General features: G+C 69.2%; 24 protein-coding genes and 1 pseudogene. 8 read left to right on the top strand and 17 right to left on the bottom strand.

Translation table 11 applies throughout. From position 1 onward, the window contains the following. Positions 1–47: 47 nt before the first annotated feature. Complete coding sequence (hemW, locus tag HMPREF0591_RS15650) at positions 48–1,220, bottom strand: radical SAM family heme chaperone HemW (RefSeq protein WP_007169568.1); 1,173 nt, start codon at positions 1,218–1,220, stop codon at positions 48–50. Between the two features lie 153 nt (positions 1,221–1,373). Between hemW and HMPREF0591_RS34685 the strand changes: the two genes are divergently transcribed. The 3 genes from HMPREF0591_RS34685 (at position 1,374) to HMPREF0591_RS15640 (ending at position 4,027) form a co-directional block, all read left to right on the top strand. Beyond that, entirely contained in the window at positions 1,374–1,499 is a 126-nt protein-coding gene (locus HMPREF0591_RS34685) for an Ms4527A family Cys-rich leader peptide (protein WP_425270186.1), read from the top strand. A 108-nt stretch (positions 1,500–1,607) separates the two neighbouring features. Continuing rightward, the gene (locus HMPREF0591_RS15645) at positions 1,608–3,287 is read left to right on the top strand and encodes a nitrite/sulfite reductase (protein WP_007169566.1); all 1,680 of its coding nucleotides are present in this window, start codon (positions 1,608–1,610) and stop codon (positions 3,285–3,287) included. After that, positions 3,284–4,027, top strand: a complete 744-nt coding sequence (locus tag HMPREF0591_RS15640) for a phosphoadenylyl-sulfate reductase (RefSeq protein ID WP_007169565.1) — start codon at positions 3,284–3,286, stop codon at positions 4,025–4,027. Before HMPREF0591_RS15645 ends, HMPREF0591_RS15640 begins: the two co-directional genes overlap by 4 nt. Before the next feature lie 46 nt (positions 4,028–4,073). On the opposite strand, the gene HMPREF0591_RS30345 is transcribed toward HMPREF0591_RS15640, so the two are convergent. The 6 genes from HMPREF0591_RS30345 to HMPREF0591_RS15610 all read right to left on the bottom strand — a co-directional run bounded on the left by HMPREF0591_RS30345 (position 4,074) and on the right by HMPREF0591_RS15610 (position 8,850). After that, positions 4,074–4,433, bottom strand: coding sequence for a hypothetical protein (locus tag HMPREF0591_RS30345; RefSeq protein ID WP_007169564.1), 360 nt, complete (start codon positions 4,431–4,433; stop codon positions 4,074–4,076). 27 nt (positions 4,434–4,460) lie between these two features. Then, complete coding sequence (locus HMPREF0591_RS15630) at positions 4,461–5,585, bottom strand: sulfate/molybdate ABC transporter ATP-binding protein (protein ID WP_007169563.1); 1,125 nt, start codon at positions 5,583–5,585, stop codon at positions 4,461–4,463. After that, positions 5,582–6,415, bottom strand: a complete 834-nt coding sequence (cysW, locus tag HMPREF0591_RS15625) for a sulfate ABC transporter permease subunit CysW (RefSeq protein WP_007169562.1) — start codon at positions 6,413–6,415, stop codon at positions 5,582–5,584. The genes HMPREF0591_RS15630 and cysW overlap by 4 nt, the downstream gene beginning before the upstream one ends. Beyond that, on the bottom strand, positions 6,412–7,299 hold the full coding sequence (gene cysT / locus HMPREF0591_RS15620) for a sulfate ABC transporter permease subunit CysT (protein WP_007169561.1): 888 nt from the start codon (positions 7,297–7,299) through the stop codon (positions 6,412–6,414). The genes cysW and cysT overlap by 4 nt, the downstream gene beginning before the upstream one ends. Continuing rightward, on the bottom strand, positions 7,296–8,333 hold the full coding sequence (locus HMPREF0591_RS15615) for a sulfate ABC transporter substrate-binding protein (protein WP_007169560.1): 1,038 nt from the start codon (positions 8,331–8,333) through the stop codon (positions 7,296–7,298). Before HMPREF0591_RS15615 ends, cysT begins: the two co-directional genes overlap by 4 nt. A gap of 322 nt (positions 8,334–8,655) precedes the next feature. Beyond that, complete coding sequence (locus tag HMPREF0591_RS15610; protein WP_007169559.1) at positions 8,656–8,850, bottom strand: hypothetical protein; 195 nt, start codon at positions 8,848–8,850, stop codon at positions 8,656–8,658. Between the two features lie 53 nt (positions 8,851–8,903). Between HMPREF0591_RS15610 and HMPREF0591_RS15605 the strand changes: the two are divergent. Continuing rightward, positions 8,904–10,138: pseudogene (locus HMPREF0591_RS15605) on the top strand (FAD-dependent oxidoreductase). 65 nt (positions 10,139–10,203) lie between these two features. Beyond that, positions 10,204–12,243, top strand: a complete 2,040-nt coding sequence (locus tag HMPREF0591_RS15600; RefSeq protein WP_040622601.1) for a glycoside hydrolase family 15 protein — start codon at positions 10,204–10,206, stop codon at positions 12,241–12,243. 27 nt (positions 12,244–12,270) lie between these two features. Here HMPREF0591_RS15600 and HMPREF0591_RS15595 read toward each other — a convergent pair whose 3' ends face one another. The 4 genes from HMPREF0591_RS15595 to lepA form a co-directional block, all read right to left on the bottom strand. Continuing rightward, positions 12,271–13,095: a sensor domain-containing protein gene (locus HMPREF0591_RS15595; RefSeq protein ID WP_139093617.1), complete on the bottom strand. Its 825-nt coding sequence runs from the start codon at positions 13,093–13,095 to the stop codon at positions 12,271–12,273. A 123-nt stretch (positions 13,096–13,218) separates the two neighbouring features. Beyond that, the gene (locus tag HMPREF0591_RS15590; RefSeq protein WP_007169554.1) at positions 13,219–13,998 is read right to left on the bottom strand and encodes a sensor domain-containing protein; all 780 of its coding nucleotides are present in this window, start codon (positions 13,996–13,998) and stop codon (positions 13,219–13,221) included. Continuing rightward, positions 13,998–14,717, bottom strand: a complete 720-nt coding sequence (locus tag HMPREF0591_RS15585) for a sensor domain-containing protein (protein ID WP_007169553.1) — start codon at positions 14,715–14,717, stop codon at positions 13,998–14,000. The genes HMPREF0591_RS15590 and HMPREF0591_RS15585 overlap by 1 nt, the downstream gene beginning before the upstream one ends. 11 nt (positions 14,718–14,728) lie before the next feature. Continuing rightward, on the bottom strand, positions 14,729–16,603 hold the full coding sequence (gene lepA, locus HMPREF0591_RS15580; protein ID WP_007169552.1) for a translation elongation factor 4: 1,875 nt from the start codon (positions 16,601–16,603) through the stop codon (positions 14,729–14,731). A 79-nt stretch (positions 16,604–16,682) separates the two neighbouring features. Here lepA and HMPREF0591_RS15575 point away from each other — a divergent pair, with 79 nt between their 5' ends. Next, the gene (locus HMPREF0591_RS15575) at positions 16,683–17,282 is read left to right on the top strand and encodes a type II toxin-antitoxin system PemK/MazF family toxin (RefSeq protein ID WP_007169551.1); all 600 of its coding nucleotides are present in this window, start codon (positions 16,683–16,685) and stop codon (positions 17,280–17,282) included. Positions 17,283–17,356: 74 nt separating this feature from the next. Here the strand turns inward: HMPREF0591_RS15575 and HMPREF0591_RS15570 are convergent, their stop codons facing one another. Then, entirely contained in the window at positions 17,357–17,785 is a 429-nt protein-coding gene (locus HMPREF0591_RS15570) for a CBS domain-containing protein (protein ID WP_040622910.1), read from the bottom strand. A 196-nt stretch (positions 17,786–17,981) separates the two neighbouring features. Between HMPREF0591_RS15570 and HMPREF0591_RS15565 the strand changes: the two genes are divergently transcribed. Next, complete coding sequence (locus HMPREF0591_RS15565) at positions 17,982–18,821, top strand: ribonuclease Z (protein WP_007169549.1); 840 nt, start codon at positions 17,982–17,984, stop codon at positions 18,819–18,821. 64 nt (positions 18,822–18,885) lie between these two features. On the opposite strand, the gene HMPREF0591_RS15560 is transcribed toward HMPREF0591_RS15565, so the two are convergent. From HMPREF0591_RS15560 to HMPREF0591_RS15550, 3 genes are read right to left on the bottom strand one after another with little or no spacing between them, the layout of a single operon-like run. Then, on the bottom strand, positions 18,886–19,725 hold the full coding sequence (locus tag HMPREF0591_RS15560; RefSeq protein WP_007169548.1) for a transglutaminase family protein: 840 nt from the start codon (positions 19,723–19,725) through the stop codon (positions 18,886–18,888). Beyond that, on the bottom strand, positions 19,725–20,702 hold the full coding sequence (locus tag HMPREF0591_RS15555; RefSeq protein ID WP_007169547.1) for an alpha-E domain-containing protein: 978 nt from the start codon (positions 20,700–20,702) through the stop codon (positions 19,725–19,727). Before HMPREF0591_RS15555 ends, HMPREF0591_RS15560 begins: the two co-directional genes overlap by 1 nt. Continuing rightward, entirely contained in the window at positions 20,702–22,378 is a 1,677-nt protein-coding gene (locus HMPREF0591_RS15550; protein WP_007169546.1) for a circularly permuted type 2 ATP-grasp protein, read from the bottom strand. The genes HMPREF0591_RS15555 and HMPREF0591_RS15550 overlap by 1 nt, the downstream gene beginning before the upstream one ends. 144 nt (positions 22,379–22,522) lie before the next feature. Here HMPREF0591_RS15550 and rpsT point away from each other — a divergent pair, with 144 nt between their 5' ends. After that, positions 22,523–22,783 carry a 30S ribosomal protein S20 gene (rpsT, locus tag HMPREF0591_RS15545; protein WP_007169545.1) on the top strand — a complete coding sequence of 87 codons (261 nt, stop codon included), beginning with the start codon at positions 22,523–22,525 and terminating at the stop codon, positions 22,781–22,783. An 11-nt stretch (positions 22,784–22,794) separates the two neighbouring features. Here rpsT and holA read toward each other — a convergent pair whose 3' ends face one another. Then, the gene (holA, locus tag HMPREF0591_RS15540; RefSeq protein WP_007169544.1) at positions 22,795–23,772 is read right to left on the bottom strand and encodes a DNA polymerase III subunit delta; all 978 of its coding nucleotides are present in this window, start codon (positions 23,770–23,772) and stop codon (positions 22,795–22,797) included. Positions 23,773–23,798: 26 nt separating this feature from the next. Next, the coding region (locus tag HMPREF0591_RS15535; RefSeq protein WP_007169543.1) for a ComEC/Rec2 family competence protein at positions 23,799–24,778 on the bottom strand (980 nt) is incomplete at its 5' end.

Raw genomic sequence — 24,778 nt, 5'->3', positions numbered from 1 at the left:
CGGCGCCAACCGCGCGCTCGCGCGCCGGTGTCACGACCGGCCGAGCGCTACCCCAGGACGGTGCGCACCACCGCGTCGGCCAGCAGCCGTCCGCGCGGGGTGAGGACGAACCGGTCGTCGGCGGACACCAGCAACCCATCGGCGACCGCTCCCTCGGCGCGCCGCCGTTCGGCCGGGTTCAGCACGTCGTGCGGAAGCCCCTGCCGCAGCCGGGTTTTCAGCAGCACGACTTCGGTGTGCAGGGCGTCGGGGTCCAGCAGCTCGAAGCCCCCCACCGGGAGCGCGGCGCGGGCCAGCATCTCCGCATAGGCGTTGGGGTGCTTGACGTTCCACCACCGCACGGCGCCGACGTGACCGTGCGCGCCCGGGCCGGCGCCCCACCACTGGCCACCGTCCCAGTAGCCGAGATTGTGCCGGCATTCACCGCCGGGCCGCGACCAGTTGGACACTTCGTACCAGGTCAGCCCCGCCTCGGACAGCCTGGCATCGACCAGCTCGTAGCGGTGCGCGAGCACGTCGTCGTCGGGAGCCGCCAGCTCGCCCCGCCGGACCCGGCGGGCGAGCGCGGTGCCCTCCTCGACGACCAGGGCGTACGCCGAGACGTGATCGACGCCGGTTTCGACCGCCGTGTCGAGCGAGCGCAGCAGGTCGTCGTCGGACTCCCCCGGCGTGCCATAGATCAGATCGAGGCTGACGTGTTCGAACCCGGCGTCCAACGCCTCGCGGGCCGCGGCCGCCGATCGGTTCGGGGTGTGAATGCGGTCGAGCACCCCCAGCACCGTCGGCGACACCGACTGCATACCGAGCGACACCCGCGTGTAGCCCGCCGCGCGGGCGGCGTCGAAGAAGTCCGGCCAGGCCGACTCCGGGTTGGCCTCGGTGGTGATCTCGGCATCGGGCGCCAACGCGAAATGCTCCCGCACCATGTCGAGCAACGACGCCACACGCGCGCCGCCCAGCAGGGACGGCGTCCCGCCGCCGACGAATACGGTGTCCACGGTCGGACCGGCGAGCCGCTCCGCGGCCAGCTGCAGCTCGGTCCGCAACGCCGCCAGCCAGGCGTCGGGGTTCACACCACCCAGTTCGGCCGGGGTGTAGGTGTTGAAATCGCAGTAGCCGCAACGGGTTATGCAGAACGGAACGTGGATGTACACCCCGAACGGCCGCCCCGGAACGGGCCGCAGCTCGGGCAGCGCGACCGCCTCCTCGCGAAGTGTCATGCCAAATCATCCCACGGCGCGGCGCCCGCGACAGCGGCCGGCCGGGCCGGCCCGAACCGCACCGGCCGGCCGCTGTGCCCGGGCTTCGTTACCGGCGCGGCCGGCTCGACCGCGGAATTCCGCTCACCGTGAGCGGATATTTCACCTGGTGGCGTGACCCCCCGGTGGGCATGGCACAATGGGGGCGTGACCGTCGCTCAGCCCAGCCTTCGCATTGCGCTCGTGGCGCGGCGGCACATTGATCTCAAGCGTGTTTGCAGCTGTTGCTGTCTCCCTTGATGTCGTAGACCCGCCCACCTGTACGTCCAGCTGGCATCGGATCTGCGCCGCCGATACCACCGGTGAGCTGTGCTTCTATGCCTGCGATGTCGAAAAGGAGACCTCTTAATGACCACAGCCCGTCCCGCTGGGGCACCCAAGAAGGCCCGCAACGAGGGCCAGTGGGCGCTGGGAGATCGGGAACCGCTCAACCCCAACGAGGAGATGAAGCGCGCCGGCGCCCCCCTCGACGTGCGTGAACGCATCGAGAACGTGTACGCCAAAGACGGGTTCGACAGCATCGACAAGAGTGACCTGCGCGGCCGTTTCCGCTGGTGGGGCCTCTACACCCAGCGCGAACAGGGCTACGACGGCACCTTCACCGGCGACGAGAACGCCGATCTGCTGGAAGCCAAGTACTTCATGATGCGGGTGCGCTGCGACGGCGGCGCGCTGTCGGCCGCCGCGCTGCGCACGGTCGGCCAGATCTCGACCGAATTCGGACGCGACACCGCCGACATCTCCGATCGCCAGAACGTGCAGATGCACTGGATCGAGGTCGAGAACGTCCCGGAGATCTGGCGGCGGCTCGCCGACGTGGGCCTGCAGACCGCCGAGGCGTGCGGCGACTGCCCCCGCGTCATCCTCGGTTCGCCGCTGGCCGGCGAGTCCCTCGACGAGGTGCTCGACCCGACCTGGGCGATCGACGAGATCGTGCGCCGCTACATCGGCAAGCCGGACTTCGCCGACCTGCCCCGCAAGTACAAGACCGCGATCTCGGGTCTGCAGGACGTCGCGCACGAGATCAACGACATCGCCTTCGTCGGCGTCAACCACCCCGAGCACGGACCCGGCCTGGACCTGTGGGTCGGCGGCGGCCTGTCCACCAACCCGATGCTGGCCCAGCGGGTCGGCGCCTGGGTGCCGCTGGACGAGGTCCCCGAGGTCTGGGAAGCCGTGACGTCGATATTCCGCGACTACGGCTACCGGCGGCTGCGGTCCAAGGCGCGGTTGAAGTTCTTGATCAAGGACTGGGGCATCGAAAAGTTCCGGGAGGTCCTCGAAACCGAGTACCTCAAGCGGCCCCTGATCGACGGCCCGGCCCCCGAGCCGCTGCACCACCCGATCGATCACGTCGGCGTGCAGCGGCTCAAGAACGGGCTCAACGCCGTCGGGGCGGCGCCCATCGCCGGACGCGTCTCGGGCACCATCCTCTCGGCGGTGGCCGACCTGATGGAGGCGGCCGGCTCGGACCGGGTGCGGTTCACCCCGTACCAGAAGCTGGTCGTCCTCGACGTCGCCGACGACAAGCTCGACGATGTGCTCGCCGGGCTGGAGGCGCTGGGGCTGCAGACGACCCCGTCGCGGTGGCGCCGAAACCTGATGGCCTGCACGGGGATCGAATACTGCAAGCTCTCGTTCGCCGAAACCCGGGGCAAGGCGCAGGTTTTGGTGCCCGAGCTGGAACGTCGGCTCGAGGACATCAACGCGGCGCTCGACGTGCCGATCACGGTCAACATCAACGGTTGCCCCAATTCGTGCGCCCGGATACAGGTGGCCGACATCGGCTTCAAGGGTCAAATGGTCGACGACGGTCACGGGGGCTCCGTCGAGGGATTTCAGGTGCACCTGGGCGGCAGCCTCGGGCTGGACAGCGGATTCGGGCGAAAGCTGCGCCAGCACAAGGTCACCAGCGACGAGTTGGGCGACTACATCGACCGGGTGGTGCGCAACTTCCTCAAGCACCGCAGTGCGGGAGAACGGTTCGCGCAGTGGGCGATTCGCGCCGATGAGGACGATCTTCGATGAGCGGGCAAGCAACGAAACGGACCGAAGCCGAACTGCGAAACCTCGCGGCGCGTGGCGCCGCCGAGCTCGAAGGCGCCAGCGCCACCGAGGTGCTGCGGTGGACCGATGAGACCTTCGGTGGAGTCCACGGACCCCGCGGCTGGGCGACCTGCAACTACGTGCTGACCTCCAGCATGCAGGAAGCCGTGTTGATCGATCTGGCGTCCAAGGTTCGGCCGGGCGTGCCGGTCGTGTTCCTGGACACCGGCTACCACTTCGCCGAAACCATCGGAACCCGGGACGCCGTCGAGTCGGTCTACGACATCCACCTGCTCAACATCACCCCCGATCAGACGGTGGCCGAGCAGGACCAGTTGCTGGGGAAGAACCTGTTCACCCGCGATCCGGGCGAGTGCTGCCGGTTGCGCAAGGTGGTGCCGCTGCGCAGGGTCCTGAGCGGATACTCCGCCTGGGTGACCGGGTTACGCCGCAGCGAGGCGGCGACCCGCGCCAACGCCCCGGTGATCGGCTTCGACGAGGGCTTCAAGCTGGTGAAGATCAACCCGCTGGTGACATGGACCGACGAGGACATGCAAAACTACATGGACGAGCACGGTGTGCTGGTCAATCCGCTTGTCTACGACGGGTATCCGTCGATCGGCTGCGCTCCGTGCACGGCAAAGCCGGTCGCGGGCGCCGACCCGCGCAGCGGGCGCTGGCAGGGGTTGTCGAAGACCGAGTGCGGCCTGCACGCGTCGTAGTAACCGCGTTTCGTGCTGTCAGCGTCAGCGGTCCGCCCGATGGGCGCTAGTGGTTCGCGAGCCCCCGTTGGTTCGGGCCTACGATCGCCGCGGCGGAAGCACCCTCCGTGACCGACTCGACAGCCATCTTGGCGTTGTAGTCGTCTTCAAGTTTCCGGAGTCGCCTTGCCTCGTTCCACAACCAGGCCCCGCCCGCCGTCATCGCCACCAGCGAAATCAGGGCGGCGGCGACACCCGCCTGGACTTGGCGGTCGGCGAAACTGGCGAGACAGATGCCGTATGCCGCCAGGCCGACCGCCATTAAGAGCAATGCGGGCTCTTTGGCCGGACTCTTCAACGTTTGACCCACGCGCGGGCGGCTGGTCCGATAATGGTCGATGGTGTCGTGAAAAGTGCCTACCAGCATGGACGTGACGGTGCCACAAATCCGCGGCTACCCAACATTGCCGCCGCCGTAAGAACTCCTGAGAATTTGGTGCTGATGCGCCCCCGAGCCCGTGGTGTCGCCGTCCCCGCCGCCAAGGGCCCCATAGTCGCTGGGAAGGGACGGGATTCGGGTGGCCCGCACGTAGACGGTGTCGCCCTCGTTCAAGGCCAGGGCCTCGGCGTCGCCGCGGGTGATCTGGGCCGTGAACGCGCCACCGGTGGCGGCGCTGGTCAGCTCCACCCGCACCTCGAAACCGAGCACGACCACGCGATCGACGGTGGCGCGCACGACACCGACCGACTCGGCGGTGCCATCACCCCCCGCGACCGCCATGTCCGGGGTGCGGCCGACCCGAATGTCGTGCGGCCGCACCAGCGTGCCGTTCAGCGTGGAAACCGCGCCCAGGAAAGACATCACGAAAGCGTTCGCCGGGGCGTCGTAGACCTCCGTGGGCGTTCCGACCTGCTCGATGCGGCCCTGGTTGAGCACGGCGATCCGATCGGCGACGTCGAGCGCCTCGGACTGGTCGTGGGTGACCAGCACCGTGGTCACGTGCACCTCGTCGTGCAGGCGGCGCAACCACGCCCGCAGGTCCTCGCGCACCTTGGCGTCCAGCGCGCCGAACGGCTCGTCGAGCAGCAGCACCTGCGGGTCCACCGCCAACGCCCGCGCGAGTGCCATCCGCTGTCGTTGGCCGCCGGACAGCTGGTTGGGATAGCGGTGCTGAAACCCGCTCAGCCCCACCACTTCCAGCAGGTTGTCGACCTTGGCCTTGACCTCGGCCTTGGGCCGCTTGCGGATCTTCAAGCCGTAGGCCACATTGTCCCGCACGGTCAGGTGCTTGAACGCCGCATAGTGCTGGAACACGAAGCCGATCCCGCGGCGTTGCGGCGGCACCCGGGTCACGTCGAGCCCGTCGATGGTGACCGTTCCGCTGTCGGGCCGGTCGAGGCCGGCGATCGCGCGCAACAGGGTCGACTTGCCGGAACCGCTGGGTCCCAGCAGCGCCGTCAGGGAACCGGCCGGCACGACGAAGTTGACGTTGTCCAGCGCGACGAAGTCGCCGTAGCGCTTGCACGCGTCCCGCACGACGATCGCGTGTTCGGCGCGGCCCGTCCCCGAGGCGGTCATGCCCACATCTCCTTGTCGGCCCGGGCCGCTCGCGTCCGGCGGACGTCGAGCAGCACCTGGAAGATCAGCACCAGCACCGAAACCGCCATCAATAGCGTCGACAGCGCGTAGGCCCCGTACTCGGCGCCCCGGTTGTAGCGATCCGAGACGAGCAGGGTCAGCGTTTGCGACTTCCCCGGCAGGTTGGACGACACCATGATCACCGCGCCGTATTCGCCGAGCGTACGGGCGACGGTCAGCACGATGCCGTAGGTCAGGCCCCACCGGATGGACGGCAGCGTGATGCGCCAAAAGGTTTGCCACCAGCCGGAACCCAGTGTCGCCGCCGCCTCCTCCTGATCGGTGCCCAATTCGTGCAGGACCGGTTCCACCTCACGCACGACGAACGGCAGCGTGACGAAGACGCTCGCGAGCACGATGCCGGGCAGGCCGAAGATGATTTTGAAGCCAAGGTCCCTCTCGACGAAGCCGAACGCGCCGGCCGATCCCCACAGCAGGATCAGCGCGACGCCCACGATGACCGGCGACACCGCGAAGGGCAGGTCGATGATCGCCTGCAGCACGCCCTTGCCACGAAATCGGTTGCGCGCCAAGACCAATGCGGTGGGGATGCCGAACAGCACGTTCAGCGGCACCACGATGGCCACCACCAGCAGCGACAGGTCCAGCGCCGAGATCGCGGCCGGGGTGCTGACCCAGTCGAAGAACTGGTCGAACCCGGGCCGGAAGGTGCGCCACAGGATCAGCGCGACCGGGACGGCGACCAGCACGAAGACATAGGCCAGCGCGAGGTAGCGGATCAGGTAGCGCACCTGCGCCGACAACGTCACGCGGCCATCTCCCCGCGTTTGGCGGCACGCGAGCCGACAATGCGCAGCACGAGCAGCACCAGGAACGAAATCATCAGCAGCACAATCGAAATCGCCGCGGCGCCCGTGCGGTCGTCGTTCTCGATCAAGGTCCGTATCCACTGCGACGACACTTCGGTCTTTCCCGGCACCGCGCCACCGATGAGCACCACCGAGCCGAACTCGCCGATCGCGCGCGAGAACGCCAGGCCGGCACCGGACAACAGCGCCGGCGTCAACGACGGCAGCACGACCGACGTGAAGATCTTCGGCGCGGTGGCGCCCAGCGAGGCCGCGGCCTCCTCGGTCTCGCGATCGATTTCCAGCAGCACCGGCTGGACCGCCCGCACCACGAACGGCAGCGTCACGAAGGCCAACGCCACCGCCACGCCCCACGCCGTGTGTTGCAGATGCAGACCGACCGGGCTGTTGTTGCCGTAGAGGGCCAGCATCACCAGGCTGGCGACGATGGTGGGCAACGCGAACGGAAGGTCGATGACCGCGTCGACCAGCCGCTTGCCGACGAAGTCGTCGCGGACCAGCACCCAGGCGATCAGCAGGCCGAACAGCAGATTGACGACGGTCACCGCGGCCGAGATGGTCAGCGTCACCCGCAACGAGTCCAGCGCGGCGTTCGACGTGACCGCCGACCAGAACGCTTCCCAGCCGCCACCGACGGCCTCCCAGGCGATCGCGGCCAGCGGCAGCAACACGATCACGGACAGCCAGACCACGGCCACGCCGAACCGCAACGACGTGCCGGCCGACCCGCGGCCCCGCCGCCCGCCCCCGAGCGGCGCGTCACCACCGGCGTCGTCGAAGCCGGTCCCGGCCGGGCCCGACCCGCGCGTCGTCGCCGCCGTCATCCGGTGGCCCGCATGTAGATCTTGGTGATGCTGCCGGTGCTCTTGTCGAACAGCTGCGGGTCCACCGCCTCCCAGCCGCCCAGGTCGGCGACCGTCCACAGTTTCGCGGGGACGGGATACTGGGCGCGAAACTCGGTGGCGACGGCCGGATCGACCGGACGGAAACCGGCCTGCGCCCACAACTTCTGCGCCGCGGCGGTGTACTGGAAGTTCTTGAAGGCGGTCGCGGCGCCCAGGTGCGTGCTCGTGCTCACCACCGCGACCGGGTTCTCGATCTTGAAGGTCTGCCGCGGGATGACGTGTTCGACCGGTTTGCCCGCGCGCTCGGTGGCGATCGCCTCGTTCTCGTAGCTGATCAACACGTCCCCGCTGCCCTGGACGAACACGTCGGTGGCTTCCCGGCCCGACCCGGGGCGCAGTTTGACGTGCTCGCTCACCAACTTCTTGACGAAGTCGACGCCCGCCTGGCCGTCCTGGCCGCCACGGCTCTCAACGGCGTACGGTGCGAGCAGATTCCACTTGGCCGAGCCCGAACTCAACGGGCTCGGCGTGATCACCTCGACGCCGGGGCGGACGAGGTCGTCCCAGTCCCTGATGTTCTTGGGGTTGCCCTTACGCACCACCAGGGCGACCACCGACCCGAACGGGATGCCCTTGGTGGCGTCGGCATTCCATTCCTTGGCCACCTTGCCCGCCTTAACCAGCCGGGTGATGTCCGGTTCGACCGAGAAGTTCACCACGTCGGCCGGTTTGCCGTCGAGGACTCCGCGGGACTGGTCGCCGGAGGCGCCGTAGGAGGTGACCACCTGCACGCCCTTGCCCACGTCGGCGGCATTGAACGCGGGGATCACCGTGCTCCAGCCGGGTTCCGGGGCGGAGTAGGCGACCAGCGTCAGGCTGGTGTGCGCGTCGGCGGGCCCGCCCCCACCGACCACGTCGCTGGCGCCGCCGCCGCATCCCGCGAGGACGGCGACGATCAGCGCGAGCGCGACCACCGGCCGCCAGCGCAGCGCGCCGGTGCTGTCGTTGGGCATTCGGGCCTTCCAGAGCGAAACTTACGGATTTTGGTCCCGTTTGCTGCGGAAAGGCGCCTTGAACGAGGGGAGACCTCACACAACCCCACACCAGACCACACACGGGTTTGGCGGTCAGCGACAACAGTGCACGAAGACATGGCGCTCCACGACGCCGGATGTCTCATGCATGGCCGGAAGCCTAACAGGAATCGGCAGGCCCGCGAGCGAGCGAGGGGGCGGGCCGGCGGCCCGCCCGTTCAGTGCGTCAGCCACCACGCGACGATCACCAGCACCACGAGCGAGACCAGAATCAGCGTCACGTGTGAGCGAGGCATGCGCGTTACCCGGGCGCCTCACCGGCGTGGCGGGCGCGGCGCATCAGGGCGATGCTCTTGCCGAGGAGGCCGTCGAGGAGCCCCGCCGTGACGGCGGCCACCACCAGCACGACCGGCATCACCACCATGGCCTGGAGAACGAAGGCGAGCCCGGAAAGCCACAGCTCGTTGCCGTCCCACCAACTCAGGAACGCGGTCACGGGCTCACCCTATTCGGCCGTGCGGCGGAAAACCAATGTGCCAAGATCGGCGCATGCCCACCCCGCCCACCGCGCCGGCGGCGACGGCCTGCCTGATCGCCGGCGGCGGCCCGGCGGGCATGGTGCTGGGCCTGCTGCTGGCCCGCGCCGGTGTTGACGTCACGGTGATGGAAAAGCACGCGGACTTCCTGCGTGACTTTCGCGGCGACACCGTGCACGCGAGCACGCTGCGGCTGCTCGACGAACTGGGGCTGGGCCCGCGGTTCGCGCAGATCCCGCATCGCCTCATCGACACCGTCCACATGGAGATCCAGAACGAGCCGGTCGCGCTCGACCTGACCCGCCTCCCGGGCGCGCACAAGCACATCGCCCTGGTGCCGCAATGGGACTTCCTGGAACTCGTGGCCACCGCCGCCGAGGCCGAGCCGAGCTTCCGGCTGATGCGCAGCACCGAGGTGACCGGCGTGATCCGGGACGCGGACCGCGTCGTCGGCGTGACCTACCGCGACCAGACCGGCGAGGTCAAGACCATGCGCGCCGAACTGACCGTGGCCTGCGACGGTCGCTCGTCCACCGTGCGTGCGGCGCTGGGTCTGGAACCGCACAGCTTCGGCGCGCCCATGGACGTGTGGTGGTTCCGGTTGCCCCGCCACCCCGGAGATCCCCGGGGGCTGGCCGGCGTGCTGCGGTCCGGACACGCGGTCATCTCGATCGATCGGGGCGACTACTACCAGATCGCCTACATCATCCCGAAGGGAACAGACGCCCGGCTACGGTCCGAGGGCATCGAAGCGCTGCACCGGGCGCTGGTCGGCATGGCGCCCTGGCTCGGCGACCGCGTGCAGAAACTGACGTCGTTCGACGATGTGAAATTGCTTGACGTGCAATTGAATCGGCTCCGCCGCTGGTATGCCGGCGGCGTCTTGCTGATCGGCGACGCCGCGCACGCGATGTCGCCGGTCGGCGGGGTCGGCATCAACCTCGCGGTGGCCGACGCGGTGGCCGCCGCCCGCATCCTGGCCGGCGCCCTGCGCGCGGGACGGGCGCCCACGTGGCGGCTGGCCCGGGTACAAGCGCGCCGCTGGCTCCCACGGTGCTGCTCCAGGCCGCGCAACGGCTGATCCATGCCAACGTGATCGCCGCCGCGGTCGGCGGCACCGGGCGCCGGGCACCGCGGGGCGTGCGGCTGGTGGGCCGCTCCACCGCGTTGCGGCGGCTGGTCGGTTACCTCGTCGCGGTCGGCCCGCTGCCCGAGCACGCGCCGCGGTTCGCCAGGCGGCGCGGGTGAGGAAAGAGTGACGCCACGTCGGCGAAAAAATGGACGGGAGCGGGTTAACAGTCGATGATGTCGGGATGGTCCTGCACGCCGAACCGGCCGATCAGTCCGCCAATGGCGAATCCGAGGAGGCGTTGGTAACGGCTCCCGAACCGACCGTGGGCTCGCCGATCGATTGGAATTCGCCGGCCCCGCTCGGCTCCACCGGGGCGTTGCGGAACCCGTTCCCGCCGATCGCCGATTACGCCTTCCTGTCGGACTGGGAGACGACGTGCCTCATCTCCCCGGCCGGGTCCGTCGAATGGCTGTGCGTGCCGCGGCCGGACTCCCCCAGCGTGTTCGGCGCCATCCTGGACCGCAGCGCCGGCCACTTCCGGCTCGGGCCCTACGGCGTCTCGGTGCCGTCGGCCCGCCGCTACCTGCCCGGCAGCCTGATCATGGAGACCACGTGGCAAACCCACACCGGGTGGCTGATCGTGCGCGACGCGCTGGTGATGGGGCCGTGGCATGACATCGAGCGCCGGTCGCGGACGCACCGGCGCACGCCGATGGACTGGGACGCCGAGCACATCCTGCTGCGCACGGTGCGCTGCGTCAGCGGCACGGTCGAGCTGATGATGAGCTGCGAGCCCGCGTTCGACTACCACCGCGTCGGCGCCACGTGGGAGTACTCGGCCAACGCGTACGGCGAAGCGATCGCGCGCGCGACCAAGCAGCCCGACGCCCATCCGACCCTGCGGCTCACCACCAACCTGCGCATCGGGCTGGAGGGCCGCGAGGCGCGGGCCCGCACCCGGATGAAAGAGGGCGACGACGTGTTCGTCGCCCTGAGCTGGACCAAGCACCCGGCGCCGCAGACCTACGAAGAGGCCGCCGACAAGATGTGGCAGACCACCGAATGCTGGCGGCAATGGATCAACATCGGCAACTTCCCCGACCACCCGTGGCGGGCCTACCTGCAGCGCAGCGCGCTCACGCTGAAGGGGTTGACGTACTCGCCCACCGGCGCGCTGCTGGCGGCGGCCACCACGTCGCTGCCGGAAACGCCGCAGGGCGAACGCAATTGGGACTACCGCTACGCGTGGGTGCGTGACTCGACGTTCGCGTTGTGGGGGCTCTACACGCTGGGACTGGACCGCGAGGCCGACGACTTCTTCGCGTTCATCGCCGATGTCTCCGGCGCCAACAGCAACGAGCGTCATCCGCTGCAGGTGATGTACGGCGTGGGCGGCGAACGCAGCCTGGTCGAGGAGGAGCTGCATCACCTGTCCGGCTACGACCACGCCCGGCCGGTGCGCATCGGCAACGGCGCCTACGACCAGGTCCAGCACGACATCTGGGGCTCCATCCTCGACTCGTTCTACCTGCACTGCAAATCCCGCGAGCAGATCCCGGAGAGCCTGTGGCCGGTGCTCAAGAAGCAGGTCGAAGAGGCCATCAAGCACTGGCGCGAGCCCGACCGGGGCATCTGGGAGGTCCGCGGCGAACCGCAGCACTTCACCTCGTCGAAGGTGATGTGCTGGGTGGCGCTCGACCGGGGCGCGAAGCTGGCCGAGCGGCAGGGCGAGAAGAGCTACGCCCAGCAGTGGCGGGCGATCGCCGAGGAGATCAAGGACGACATCCTGCAACACGGCGTGGATTCGCGCGGGGTCTTCACCCAGCGCTATGGCAGCGACGCGCTGGACGCCTCACTGCTGCTGGTGGTGCTGACCCGGTTCCTGCCGCCGGACGACCCGCGGGTGCGCAACACCGTGCTGGCCATCGCCGAGGAACTCACCTCCGAAGGCCTGGTGCTGCGCTACCGCGTGGAGGAGACCGACGACGGGTTGTCCGGCGAGGAAGGCACGTTCACCATCTGCTCGTTCTGGCTGGTGTCGGCGCTGGTGGAAATCGGCGAGGTGGGCCGCGCCAAGCGGTTGTGCGAGCGGCTGCTGTCCTACGCCAGCCCGCTGCACCTCTACGCCGAGGAGATCGAGCCGCGCACCGGCCGGCACTTGGGCAACTTCCCACAGGCGTTCACCCACCTGGCGCTGATCAACGCGGTGGTGCACGTGATCCGCGCCGAGGAGGAGGCCGACGGCACGGGGATGTTCCAGCCCGCCAACGCGCCGATGTAGGGCGCCAGGACCGCGGTCGACGCGCGCCTAGCTCAGCGCCGTCACCTTGTCCCGCATGACCTGCGCGATGTCGAGCGCGCTGGTGTTGACGTCGCCCGCCCCTTCCCGCGACGCGCTAAGGGTGTCGAGGAAGTCGACCTCGACCTCGATGAGGCAGTTGTCGCGCACCCCGATCGCCCGCGCGGCGGGGATGGCCGGCGCGAACATGGCGGGCGCATTCCATTGCATCGAAATCGTCGCCGCCACAACGGAACCGGCGCTTTGTACGTGGCTCACTTTCACCTGCAGCGGTAGCGCCCCGCCCGCGACGGGCACCGTTTTCCCGTCGCATCCCTGCCACTGCCGGGAGAACGTCGCGAACAACGCGTTGGCGTCGGCAGCCGTGGGCAAACTGATCGCGGCCTCCTTCACCCCGGTCACCGCCGCGGGCGACGACCCGACTGGCCGCCAGGTCTCGAGCGCAACGTCCTGCACGTCGGCGGATCGGTAGGCGGCGCCCTGCATGATCACCGCCACGCCGAGGCACTTCTGGAACCAATCGGAATCACCGAGCGGCAGCGGGGGCCGGCCGGACACCGGGGGGTAACGCGGGTCGAGTTCCATGGGTTGCCTGACGATGCGGGATAGCGCGCTCTTGCCCACCAGCACGCGATTCAGGGTTTGCCCATGGACGGATCGCGGCGCGAGGTCCGGCGCCGGTCGCGCGGCGCCACCGACCGTGACGGAACAGCCCGTGGCCAGCAGCAAGATCAGCGGTATCGCCACCCACCATCGGCCCCGCCGCCGGCGCACGCCGGACGACGCCGAGACTGACGCGTCTCGCCACGGTCCAACACCGCTACTGCTTCCCATGCGCTTTCCGGCTCGCCTTCCGCTTAACCTGAATTTTAGGTTCGACGACGCGGCGAACGCCCCAAGCACACGGTAGGCACAGCTCAACCGCAGAAACGTCCCAGGTTGACCGCAGGTGCCCCGTCAGCTCAGCGCGCTGACTTTGTCCATCATCGCGTGCGCGAGGTCGATGGCGCTGCGGTGTACGTCGCCGGATCCCTCGTCCGACGGGCTCGCCGCATTGAAGAACGCCACCTCGACTTCCACGAGGCAGTTTCCCCGGACGCCGATGGCCCGGGCTTCGGGCCGGGGTCCGCTGGAGGGCAGTCCGGGTAATTGCGTGTCGATCGAAATCGTGGCCGCGACGACGGAATCCGTGACGCGCACGTCGGAAATCGTGTCCAAGAAGACGATCGCGGGGCGGTCGGTGATGATGCTCGGGCGGCCGATGATCACGGTGGTGCCGTCGCAGTCGCGCCATTGCCGGGCGAAGTCCCTAAACAGCGCGGCGGCCCCGGCCGTGCTGGACAGGGCGACCACCCCCTCGGCCACGTTGATCACCTTCGCGGGCCCATGCGTGTTCCACCACGTCTCCCGCGCCGCGTTCTTGACGTCGCCGGATTGATAGGCGGTCTTGACCATCATCGAGGTGACGCCCGCGCAGTTGGCGGGTGTCACCGCGCCGAAGGCGGGCGGCAGCACCTCCGGACCGCCGAACCGTGCCGGAAGTTCGGTCTTGGTGCCGAAGGACTGCCCGAGCAGCTTCGCCAGCTCACCGTCGTCGAGGAGCACCTTCTTGACGGCCTGCCCCGTGACCGGACGGGGTTTGAGACCGGGCGCGGGCCGCGCGGTGCCGTCGACGGTGCAGCCTGCCGCCAGGGCCACGGCGGCCAGGCAGGCGAGGACGGTTCGGCCGGTTGTCATCAACTGCTGCTCGATACCTTCCGCAACATGACGTCGACGAGGTCGATCGCCCTGGTTCCGGCCCGCACACGCGGGCCGTCGGCGACTTTGACCTCGGCGATCACGTCGCCCTGAACGCCGACGGCCCGCTCGTCCGGGGCCGGCGACGTGTGATGGTTGTCCCAGGCGATGACGGTCGCCGACAGGACCGGCCCGTCGACGCGGGTGTCGGTCGGCTTCGAGTACAACTCGGTGTTGGACGAATCGTGGGTGTACATGGTGATCGTGGTGCCCTCGCAGCGCTGCCATTGCTTGACGAACGACGCGAAGAGCCGTTGCGCGTCGGCCGCCGACGCCAGCCTGATCGCCGTCGCCGTCGCGCTGGACACCGTCACGCCAGAGTCGTAATTCCAGTAATCCTGGGTGGCGACCGCACGCACGTGGCCGGGTTCGTAGACGATGCGCATCGCCGGTGCGACGACCCCGAGGCAGTCGATCGGCGCGGCGCCGCCGCTGTCGCGAATCCCGTTGGGCAGCACATCGATACCGCCCACCACCGCCGGGCTGTGCGGCGGCAGCCGGTTCCCGACGGCCGCGCTGACCTCCGTGTCGTCGGGCAGCACTTGCTCGAGCGGCAGCACGGATCCGCCGAGCCGGCCCGCGCGCGTGGGTGTTCCGGCGACCGTCGTGACGCAGCCGGTGCCGAGCATGCTGATTCCGACCACGGCAACGGCTCGCATCAGCAGCACGGCTACTTCTTGCCCTTGTCCCCGGCGGCGTCGGTGGACAGCGCCGCCACGAAGGCCTCCTGCGGCACGTCCACCCGCCCGATCGTCTTCATCCGCTTCTTGCCCTCCTTCTGCTTTTCCAGCAGTTTGCGCTTGCGGGTGATGTCCCCGCCGTAGCACTTGGAGAGCACGTCCTTGCGGATGGCCCGGATGTTCTCGCGCGCAATGATTTTCGATCCGATGGCGGCCTGCACCGGCACCTCGAACTGCTGGCGCGGAATCAGCTCCTTGAGCTTGGTGGTCATCTTGTTGCCGTAGGCGGACGCCCCGTCTTTGTGGACGATCGCGCTGAACGCGTCGACCGCCTCGCCCTGCAGCAGGATGTCGACCTTGACCAGTTGGGCCTCCTGCTCGCCGGCCTCCTCGTAGTCGAGGCTGGCGTAGCCGCGGGTGCGTGACTTCAGGGAATCGAAGAAGTCGAAGATGATCTCGCCGAGCGGCATCGTGTAGCGCAGTTCCACCCGCTCGGGTGACAGATAGTCCATGCCGCCCAGCTCGCCGCGGCGGGACTGGCACAGCTCCATGATGGTTCCGATGTATTCGCTGGGCGCGATGATGGTGGTCTTGACGACGGGCTCGTAGACCGTGCGCACCTTGCCCTCGGGCCAGTCGGACGGGTTGGTCACGATGATCTCGGTGTCGTCCTCTTTGATGACGCGGTAGACGACGTTGGGTGACGTCGAGATCAGGTCCAGGTCGAACTCGCGTTCCAGGCGTTCGCGGGTGATCTCCATGTGCAGCAGGCCCAGGAACCCGCACCGGAACCCGAAGCCCAGCGCCACCGAGGTCTCCGGCTCGTAGGTCAGGGCCGCGTCGTTGAGCTGCAGCTTGTCCAGCGCGTCCCGCAGGTCCGGGTAGTCGGAGCCGTCCACCGGATACAGACCGGAGTAGACCATCGGCTTGGGCTCGCGGTACCCCGTCAGCGCCTCGGTGGCGCCGCGCCGGGCCGTCGTCACCGTGTCACCGACCTTGGACTGGCGGACGTCCTTCACCCCGGTGATCAGGTAGCCCACCTCGCCCACCCCCAGGCCCTCGCTGGCCTTGGGTTCCGGGGAGACGATGCCCACCTCGAGCAGTTCGTGGGTGGCGCCGGTGGACATCATCAGGATGCGTTCGCGCGGGACGATCTTGCCGTCCATCACCCGGACATAGGTGACGACCCCGCGGTAGATGTCGTAGACGGAGTCGAAGATCATCGCGCGGGTGGGCGCGTCGGCGTCACCCTGCGGATGCGGCACCAGCCGGACCACCTCGTCGAGCAGGTGGGCCACGCCCTCGCCGGTCTTGCCGGACACCCGCAGCACGTCGTCCGGCTCGCAGCCGATGATGTGGGCGAGCTCGCCCGCGTAGCGGTCCGGGTCGGCCGCGGGCAGGTCGATCTTGTTGAGCACCGGGATGATCGTCAGGTCGCGATCAAGGGCCAGGTACAGGTTGGCCAGGGTCTGCGCCTCGATGCCCTGCGCCGCGTCGACCAACAGCACCGCGCCCTCGCACGCCTCCAGCGCCCGCGACACCTCGTAGGTGAAGTCGACGTGACCGGGCGTGTCGATCAGGTGCAGAACGAATTCTTCGTCGCCGACCTTCCAGGGCAGGCGCACGTTTTGCGCCTTGATGGTGATCCCGCGCTCGCGCTCGATGTCCATCCGATCCAGGTACTGGGCGCGCATCATCCGCTCATCGACGACACCGGTGAGCTGAAGCATCCGGTCCGCCAGCGTGGACTTGCCGTGATCGATGTGGGCGATGATGCAGAAGTTCCTGATCTGCGCCGGCGCGGTGAAGGTCTTGTCGGCGAAACTGCTGATGGGAATCTCCTGGTCTGGCGGCACGTGCGGCATGTCCAGGGTATCCAGGCGGGGCGGCCGAGACCTACTTGGACACAATCGCACCCACGCGGGGCGCGTCTATGCTGCGAATATGGCGTCGTCCCGCAAATCCCAGTGGAAGACGTTCCAGCGGTTTGCCGAGAACCTGGTGTTCGACCGGGCCCCGCGGCTGGCCCGGCACGTGCAGAACTCGCAGACCGTGCTGCGGGAACTGCAGCAGGCGGTGAAGATCACCGCGAACGTGATCGCCGCCGCCGCGCCGCAACCGCCCGCGGTCACCGCGGGCCGGCCGGTGACCAGCGCGAGTTTTCCCACCGCGCAGCGGGCCCGCAAGCTGGTCTACGCCCCGGACCTCGACGGCCGGGCCGATCCGGGCGAGATCGTCTGGACATGGGTGGTTTATGAGGACGACCCGACCCGCGGCAAGGACCGCCCCGTGCTGGTGGTCGGTCGTGACCGCCGGGTGCTGCTGGGGTTGATGGTGTCCAGCCAGGAGCGCCACGCCGAGGACCGCGACTGGATCGGGATCGGCTCCGGCGCTTGGGATTATGAGGGCAGGCCGAGCTGGGTGCGGCTGGACCGGGTGCTCGACGTGCCCGAAGAGAGCATTCGCCGCGAGGGCGCGATTCTGGATCGGGAGATCTTCGACCTGGTGGCCGAGCGGTTGCGCGCGGACTACTCCTGGAGCTGACCCGCCGAGCGGTTAACCACCGCGAAGCGGCGACGGGATCTGTGCGCCGAATGCACGCTCGGCGAAACGGCGGGTCAGCCCTGCGTGATGTAGGACTGCAGCTGCTGCTGCTCGGCCTCGAGCTCTTCCATACGGGTCTTCACCACGTCCCCGATGCTGACGATGCCGATCAGCTTCTTGCCGTCGAGCACCGGCACGTGGCGCACCCGGTTCTTGGTCATCAGCACGCTCAGCGAGTCGACCGTGTCGGCCTTCGTGCAGGTGGCGACCGTGGTGGTCATGATCTTCGAGATCGGGCGGGACAGCACGCTGGCGCCGTGCGTGTGCAGTTGGCGCACCACGTCGCGTTCGGAGACGATGCCGACGACGCCCTCGTCGCCGACCACCACCATGGCCCCGATGTTCTGTTCGGCGAGGCCGGCGAGCAGCTCTTTGACCGTCGCCTCGGGATTGATGGTCACCACCGCCGCGCCCTTGTTCCGCAAGACATCCGCAATCCGCATCAAGGCCTCCAGCCGGTTGTGATCCGCTTCACACCAGGCTACGGCTAACTCGCGCGGCGGAAAAGCCGCGACGGGCACCGGTAGCCGATCCGTGTCCATACCCTGACGTCACCGTTCGAAACCGGTGCGCGCCGCCCGGCGCGCCGGATCGGCCGATTGGGCCCCGGGGAGGGCGCCGGCTTGCAAGATAGGGGCCATGATCGAGATCACGCTGCTGGGGACCGGGAGCCCGATCCCCGACCCGAACCGCGCCGGACCGTCGACTCTGGTGCGCGCCGGGGGACAGGTCTTCCTGGTGGACTGCGGCCGTGGCGTGCTGCAGCGCGCGGCGGCCGTGGGCGTGGGCGCCGCCGGATTGACGGCGCTGCTGATCACGCACCTGCACAGCGACCACATCGGAGACCTGGGCGACCTCCTCATCACGCGCTGGATCAGCACCTTCGCTCCGGACCCCGCGCCGCTGCCGATCATCGGGCCGCCCGGGATCGCCGAGACGGTCGAGGCGACGCTGCAGGCGTTCCGCCACGACATCGAGTACCGGATCGCCCACCACGCCGACCTGAACGCCCCGCCGGCGGTCGAGGTCCACGAGTGCACCGAAGGTGCGGTGTGGGACCGCGACGGCGTGTCGATCCGGGTGGCGCCGACGGATCACCGACCGGTGACGCCGACCGTCGGGTTCCGTATCGACCACGGGACGGCGTCGGTGGTGCTCGCCGGCGACACGGTGCCCTGCCCCGGCCTCGACCGGCTGGCCGCCGGCGCCGGTGCGCTGGTGCACACCGTGATCCGCAAGGACATCGTCGGCAATATCCCGCAACAACGGCTCCAAGACATCTGCGACTACCACTCGTCGGTCGAAGAGGCCGCCGCAACCGCCGCCCGGGCCGGGGTGGGCACCCTCGTCATGACCCACTACGTGCCGGCGCCGGTGGCGGGCCAGGAAGAACAGTGGCGGGCCCTGGCGGCGTCGCAGTTCGGCGGCCGGATCGAACTCGGCGACGACCTGCATCGCGTCGAGATCGACGCGCCCTAGGGATCATTCCCGAACGCCGGTGCGGCGCAGCGCCGTCCATCCCGTGAACGCGAGGTCAGTACGGCTAGGCCAGCCGGGTGACCTCCACCACGACGTCGAGATCGGTCGCGCCCTGACCGGAGTAGATGCCCTTCAGGGGTGGGACGTCGGTGTAGTCGCGGCCGGCGCCCACGCTGACGTACTGCTCGGAGATCTCGGTTTCGAGGGTGGGGTCATAGCTCCACCAGCCGCCCGTCCACGCCTGAATCCAGGCGTGGCTGCGCCCGTCCACGGTGTCCCCGACGGCGGCGTTGTGCTTGGGGTGCAGGTAACCCGACACGTAATGCGCGGGAATTCCCATGGCCCGCAACACCATCAGCGACAGGTGCACGAAGTCCTGGCAGACACCCTTGCCCGCGTTCAGCGCGTCCAGCCCCGACGAGTGCACGCTGGTGGTTCCCGGGAGATAGTCCAGCTCCTCGCGCACCCAGCGGGCGGCGGCGGCGACCGCCTCGGCCGGCCGCTGCGCCTTGGCGATCTTCTTCGCCACGGAGGCAACCTTTTTGCTCGCCGGGGTGTGCCGGGTGGGGCGAAGCAGTTCGTCGAATCGATCGATCACCGCCTCCGACCGCAGGTCGCCCCAGCCGACGTCGGTCACCGGCGGTTCCGGCCGCTCGGTTTCGACCACCGAGGACGACGTCACCGTGAGGTCGGTGTGCGGCGCGTGCAGGTCGAACGCCGTGACCGCGGTGCCCCAGTAGTCGACGTAGCGATAGGACCGGGTCGCCGGAATCGTCTCGACACGGTTGAGGATGACGTTCTGCCTGCTGTTCGACCGGGGGGTCAGCCGCGCTTCGTTATAGGAGGCGGTCACCGCCGACTGGTAGGCATACCCGGTGGTGTGCACCACCCGCAGCCGCCACATCAGTTCTCCCCCTGCCTGGCGACCAACCGGGCGATATCACCGGCGTCCGACCACGCCACCCACGGTGTGACGTGAAAGTACTGCACCGACAACGCTTCTCCGACTTCGCGGCAAGTGCGCTGCAAGCCCGCCAGTCGGACCTCCAAGGACTCCAGCAGCACGCCGGGTTGCACGAACTCCAGTTCGCTGCGGGCCTGCCCCAGCAACCGCTGCGCCTCGCCGGTGGCCCCGATCCGGCTCTGCCGGTTGTGCAGCAGTTCGTCGAGGTTGTGCTCGGCCAGCCGCAGCGAATAGAACACCGAACGCGGGAACAGCCGGTCGAGCAGCATGAACTCGACCACCCGGCCGGCATCCAGCACGCCGCGATAGGTGCGCAGATAGGTGTCGTGGGCGCCCGCCGAACGCAGCAGCGTCACCCACGCCGGCGAAGACGCGCTGTCCCCCACCCGCGAGAGCAACAGCCGCACCGTCATGTCGACCCGCTCGATCGCGCGGCCCAGCACCATGAAGCGGTACCCGTCGTCGCGGGACAGCGTGGAGTCGGCCAAGCCCGCGAACATCGCCGCCCGGCCCTCGATGTAGGACAGGAATTCATGGGGCCCAAGGCGTTTGGCGGCGCGTTCGCGTTCGCCCAGGGCGTGGTAGGTGGTGTTGAGGCACTCCCAGATCTCGCTCGACGTCACCTCCCGCGCGGACTTGGCGTTCTCCCGCGCCGCCGTGATCGCGTCGACGATCGACGAACCGCCCGACGCGTTGGTGCTGAAGGCCACCAGATCGGTCAACGACCACACGTCCAGGTCGTGTGTCGGGGGGTCGATGCCGAGCACCCGCAGCAGCAGCCGGGACGCCTGGTCCGGGTCGACGCTGGAATCCTCGAGCAGCTGGTGCAGGACCACATCGAGGATGCGGGCGGTGTCGTCGGCGCGCTCGACATAGCGACCGATCCAGAACAGCGCCTCGGCGTTACGGGCCAGCATCAGCGCTTCGCCCGCCGCTGTTGTTGCAGGAGCTGCTGCTCCTGCGGTGATTCCCGAGTCTGCGACTGCGTCTGCGTTCGCCGTGGCGCGCCGTCCGACGCCGGGTCGGGCATCGACTCCGGCAGCGAGCGCACGACTTCGGCGGCGCCGAGCTCGTGCTCGTCGGCCGAGGTTCGCGACGACGCCAACACCCAGGTGTCCTTGGAGCCACCGCCCTGGCTGGAGTTGACCACCCGGGAGCCCTCGACCAGGGCCACCCGGGTCAGCCCGCCGGGCAGCACCCACACGTCGTCGCCGTCGTTGACCGCGAAGGGCCGCAGGTCGACGTACCGGGGCGCCAGCGTGTTCCCGATCTGCGTGGGCACGGTGGACAGTTCCATCATCGGCTGGGCGATCCAGCTGCGCGGATCGTCGCGGACCTTCTTGGCGACCGTGGCCAACTCCTTGTCGGACGCTTCCGGCCCGAACACGATCCCGTACCCGCCGGAGCCCTCGACCGGCTTGAGGACCAACTCGTCGATGCGGTCCAGCACCTCTTCGCGTTCGTCGTCCAGCCAGCACCGGTACGTCTCGACGTTGGCCAGCAGCGGCTTCTCCCCCAGGTAGTACTCGATCATGGTCGGCACGTAGGTGTAGACCAGCTTGTCGTCGCCCACACCGTTGCCGATGGCGCTGGAGATGACGACGTTCCCGGCGCGGGCGGCGTTGACCAGGCCGGCCACGCCCAGCACCGAGTCCGCACGGAACTGCAGCGGGTCCAGGAAGGCGTCGTCGATGCGCCGGTAGATGACGTCGACCTGCACCTCCCCGTCGGTGGTGCGCATGTAGACCTGGTTGTCCCGGCAGAACAGGTCGCGCCCCTCGACCAGCTCGACCCCCATCTGGCGCGCCAGCAGCGAGTGCTCGAAGTACGCCGAGTTGTACACCCCGGGGGTCAGCACCACCACCGTCGGATCGGCCTCGTTGGTGGCCGCCGAGTTGCGCAGGGCGCGCAGCAGGTGCGACGCGTAGTCGTCGACCGCGCGCACCCGGTGGGTGGCGAACAGGTTCGGGAAGACCCGCGCCATGGTCCGCCGGTTCTCCATGACATAAGAGACGCCCGACGGCGAACGCAGGTTGTCCTCGAGAACCCGGAAGTTGCCCTTCTCGTCGCGGATCAGGTCGATGCCGGCCACGTGGATGCGGACGCCGTTGGGCGGGACGATGCCCATCGCCTGTCGGTGGAAATGCTCGCAGGAGGTGACCAGGCGGCGCGGGATGATGTCGTCGCTCAGGATCTCCTGATCGCCGTAGATGTCGTCGAGATACATCTCCAGGGCCTTGACGCGCTGGATGATGCCGCGCTCCAGCCGGCTCCACTCGGCGGCCGAGATCACCCGGGGAACCAGGTCCAGCGGGAACGGCCGCTCCTGCCCCGACAGCGAGAACGTGATGCCCTGGTCGATGAACGCGCGGCCCAGCGCCTCGGCGCGGGCCTTGAGCTCGGAGGCGTCCGACGGCGCGAGCTCGGCGTAGATGCCCTTGTAGGGTCCCCGAACGGCGCCCTGGGCATCGAACATCTCGTCAAAAGCCGCCGAATAAAGGTCCGGGGACGCGTTGTACCCGCCGAAGATGCGCTCGGCGCGCGCGGCGCGTAACCCTCGTCCCCTGTCCTCGAGCTGGCTGGGAAGACTCACTTTTCAGATGCTGCCTCAAATTGGCGTTATGGCAGGCCACGGGTTCCCGTTTTGGGAGAAAACGTAACCGACTGATAACCTGGGCAGTCGCTGTGGTGATATCCGGCGCCCAAACCAACGTCGAAGCGGAGAAGGAAACTAAGCGTGGCCAACATCAAGTCGCAGCAGAAGCGCAATCGCACCAACGAGCGCGCCCGACTGCGCAACAAGTCGGTGAAGTCTTCGCTGCGCACCGCCGTCCGCGCGTTCCGCGAGGCGACCCACGCCGGCGACAAAGAGAAGGCCACGGAGCTGCTCGCCGCGACCAACCGCAAGCTGGACAAGGCGGCCAGCAAGGGCGTGATCCACAAGAACCAGGCGGCCAACAAGAAGTCGGCCCTGGCCCGCGCGCTCAACAAGCTCTGAGGCCCGCCCGCTCACCGATTCCGGTGGGCGGCCAGCTCGGCCACCTTCCTGACGGCAGATTCCAGCGCGTAGTCGGCGTCCGCGACCGCGCCCTTGACGTTGGCGTTGAGCGCGGCCACCACCTTCATCGCGGCCGCCACGCTGTCGCGCGACCAGTACCGCGCCTGCTTCTGCGCCTTCTGCACCCGCCAGGGCGGCATCCCCAACTGCGACGCCAACCGATAGGGATCGCCTGAGAGCGGGCCGACCCGGCCGATCGTGTGCACCGCCTCGGCGAGCGCGTCGGCCAGCACCACGAGCGGCTCGCCGCGCATCATCGCCCACCGCAGCGCCTCGGCCGCTCCCGCCACGTCACCGGCCACCGCCTTGTCCGCGATGTCGAACCCCTTCACCTCGGCTTTGCCGCTGTGGTAGCGCCGGACCGCGGCGGCATCCACCACCCCGCCGGTGTCGGCAACCAGCTGCGAACAGGCGGCCGCCAGCTCCCGCACGTCGGAGCCGACCGCGTCCAGCATGGCCGTCACGGTGTCCTCGTCGACCTTGACCCGCAGCGCCCGGAACTCCTTGCGCACGAAGTCGACCCGCTCGCTGACCTTGGTGATCCGGGCGCACGGATGCACGACGGCGCCCAGTGACTGCAGCTCGGTCGCCAGGGACTTGGCCCGCCCGCCACCCGAATGCACCACCACCAGCATCGTGCCCAGCGGCACGTCGGCCGCGGCCGCCGCGATCACCGCGGCGGCCTCCTTGCCCGCTTCGCCGGCGGCCTCCAGCACGACGATGCGCTCGTCGCCGAACAGCGACGGGCTCAGCAGCTCGGCGAGTTCGTAGGTGCTGACGTCACCGGCCCGCATCCTGCTGACCGGGACGTCGGGCTCGTTGTGGGAACCGGCCCGCTGGCGCGCCGACCGCAAAACGTCGGCCACCGCCCGCTCGACCAGCAGCTCCTCGTCTCCCAGGACCAGGTGCAACGGCGAAACCTCGCTCACCCCACGATGGTGTCACGGCGCACCGACTACGCCGCCGCGGGATCCAGCAGCGTCGACAGCCCCCACGCCAGCGCGCAGAGGACCGCCGTCAGCAGGCCCAGGCCGGCCGCGGCGCCAAGCCGGCGGCGGCGACGCAGGTGCGCGGCCACCACGACGATCAGCGCGGTCAGCCCCGCGACCAAGAGCACCCCGGGCGCCCCGGAGGGAACGGGCACCGTCGCGGCGGGCACCCTCGCCGACCATCGCGCCACCCGCAGCACCCACCACAGCTCCGGACCGGTGAACCGGATCAACAGCTGCGACCCGGCCGGCCACGCCAGGCTCGACACGGCCGCCGCGCTCCCCAGCACGGTGATCGGCGCGATCACCGGTGCCGCGGCGAGGTTGGCGGCCACCGCCACCAGGCTGACGCGCCCCGAGATGCCGGCCACCAGCGGTGCGGTCACCGCGTGCGCGGCGGTGGCGATCGCCAGCGCGTCGGCCAGCGGCTTGGGCCAGCCCCGCCTCACCAGCCGGCGCGACCACGCCGGCGCGATGAGGACCAACGCGGCCGTCGCGACCGCCGACAACGCGAAGCCCACGTCGACGGCCAACTGCGGGGCGACCGCGAGCAGGACCAGCACGGTGGCGCAGAGCGCCGGGATGGCCTGCCGCCGCCGCGACGAGAGCATCCCCGCCAGCCCGATAGCGCCCATGACGGCCGCACGCAACACGCTCGCCGTCGGCTGCACGACGACGACGAACGCGCCCAGCGTCAGCCCGGCGAGGGCGGCGGCCGCCCGGGGGCCGATCCACCGCGCCGAGAACAGCACGGCGGCACAGACGATGGTCACGTTGGCGCCCGACACCGCCATCAGGTGGGTCATGCCCGCCGCGCGAAAGTCGCGGTCGGTCTCGACCGTGACCGCCGAGGTGTCGCCCAAGACCAGGGCGGGCAGCATCGCCGCCTGCTCGGTGGGCAGCGTGCCGCGCACCGCGGCGGCGAACCGGCCGCGCACCGCGTGGG

It is taken from the genome of Mycobacterium parascrofulaceum ATCC BAA-614, assembly GCF_000164135.1.
GTDB lineage: Bacteria > Actinomycetota > Actinomycetes > Mycobacteriales > Mycobacteriaceae > Mycobacterium > Mycobacterium parascrofulaceum.
The sequence above is the reverse complement of the archived record's forward strand: the minus strand, read 5'-3'. Positions and strand labels throughout refer to the sequence as shown.

Excerpts from the sequence above, each read along its gene's own strand:
- HMPREF0591_RS15555 (WP_007169547.1), bottom strand. The coding sequence starts at position 20,702 with ATGCTGGCCCGTAACGCCGAGGCGCTGTTCTGGATCGGTCGCTATGTC.
- hemW (WP_007169568.1), bottom strand. The coding sequence starts at position 1,220 with ATGACACTTCGCGAGGAGGCGGTCGCGCTGCCCGAGCTGCGGCCCGTT.
- HMPREF0591_RS15640 (WP_007169565.1), top strand. The coding sequence starts at position 3,284 with ATGAGCGGGCAAGCAACGAAACGGACCGAAGCCGAACTGCGAAACCTC.
- HMPREF0591_RS15590 (WP_007169554.1), bottom strand. The coding sequence starts at position 13,998 with ATGACAACCGGCCGAACCGTCCTCGCCTGCCTGGCCGCCGTGGCCCTG.
- HMPREF0591_RS15645 (WP_007169566.1), top strand. The coding sequence starts at position 1,608 with ATGACCACAGCCCGTCCCGCTGGGGCACCCAAGAAGGCCCGCAACGAG.
- HMPREF0591_RS15595 (WP_139093617.1), bottom strand. The coding sequence starts at position 13,095 with ATGGGAAGCAGTAGCGGTGTTGGACCGTGGCGAGACGCGTCAGTCTCG.
- lepA (WP_007169552.1), bottom strand. The coding sequence starts at position 16,603 with ATGCCGCACGTGCCGCCAGACCAGGAGATTCCCATCAGCAGTTTCGCC.
- cysT (WP_007169561.1), bottom strand. The coding sequence starts at position 7,299 with ATGACGGCGGCGACGACGCGCGGGTCGGGCCCGGCCGGGACCGGCTTC.
- HMPREF0591_RS15575 (WP_007169551.1), top strand. The coding sequence starts at position 16,683 with ATGGCGTCGTCCCGCAAATCCCAGTGGAAGACGTTCCAGCGGTTTGCC.
- HMPREF0591_RS15585 (WP_007169553.1), bottom strand. The coding sequence starts at position 14,717 with ATGCGAGCCGTTGCCGTGGTCGGAATCAGCATGCTCGGCACCGGCTGC.
- HMPREF0591_RS15560 (WP_007169548.1), bottom strand. The coding sequence starts at position 19,725 with ATGTGGCGGCTGCGGGTGGTGCACACCACCGGGTATGCCTACCAGTCG.
- HMPREF0591_RS15565 (WP_007169549.1), top strand. The coding sequence starts at position 17,982 with ATGATCGAGATCACGCTGCTGGGGACCGGGAGCCCGATCCCCGACCCG.
- HMPREF0591_RS30345 (WP_007169564.1), bottom strand. The coding sequence starts at position 4,433 with ATGCTGGTAGGCACTTTTCACGACACCATCGACCATTATCGGACCAGC.
- HMPREF0591_RS15630 (WP_007169563.1), bottom strand. The coding sequence starts at position 5,585 with ATGACCGCCTCGGGGACGGGCCGCGCCGAACACGCGATCGTCGTGCGG.
- HMPREF0591_RS15615 (WP_007169560.1), bottom strand. The coding sequence starts at position 8,333 with ATGCCCAACGACAGCACCGGCGCGCTGCGCTGGCGGCCGGTGGTCGCG.
- HMPREF0591_RS15570 (WP_040622910.1), bottom strand. The coding sequence starts at position 17,785 with ATGCGGATTGCGGATGTCTTGCGGAACAAGGGCGCGGCGGTGGTGACC.
- HMPREF0591_RS15600 (WP_040622601.1), top strand. The coding sequence starts at position 10,204 with ATGGTCCTGCACGCCGAACCGGCCGATCAGTCCGCCAATGGCGAATCC.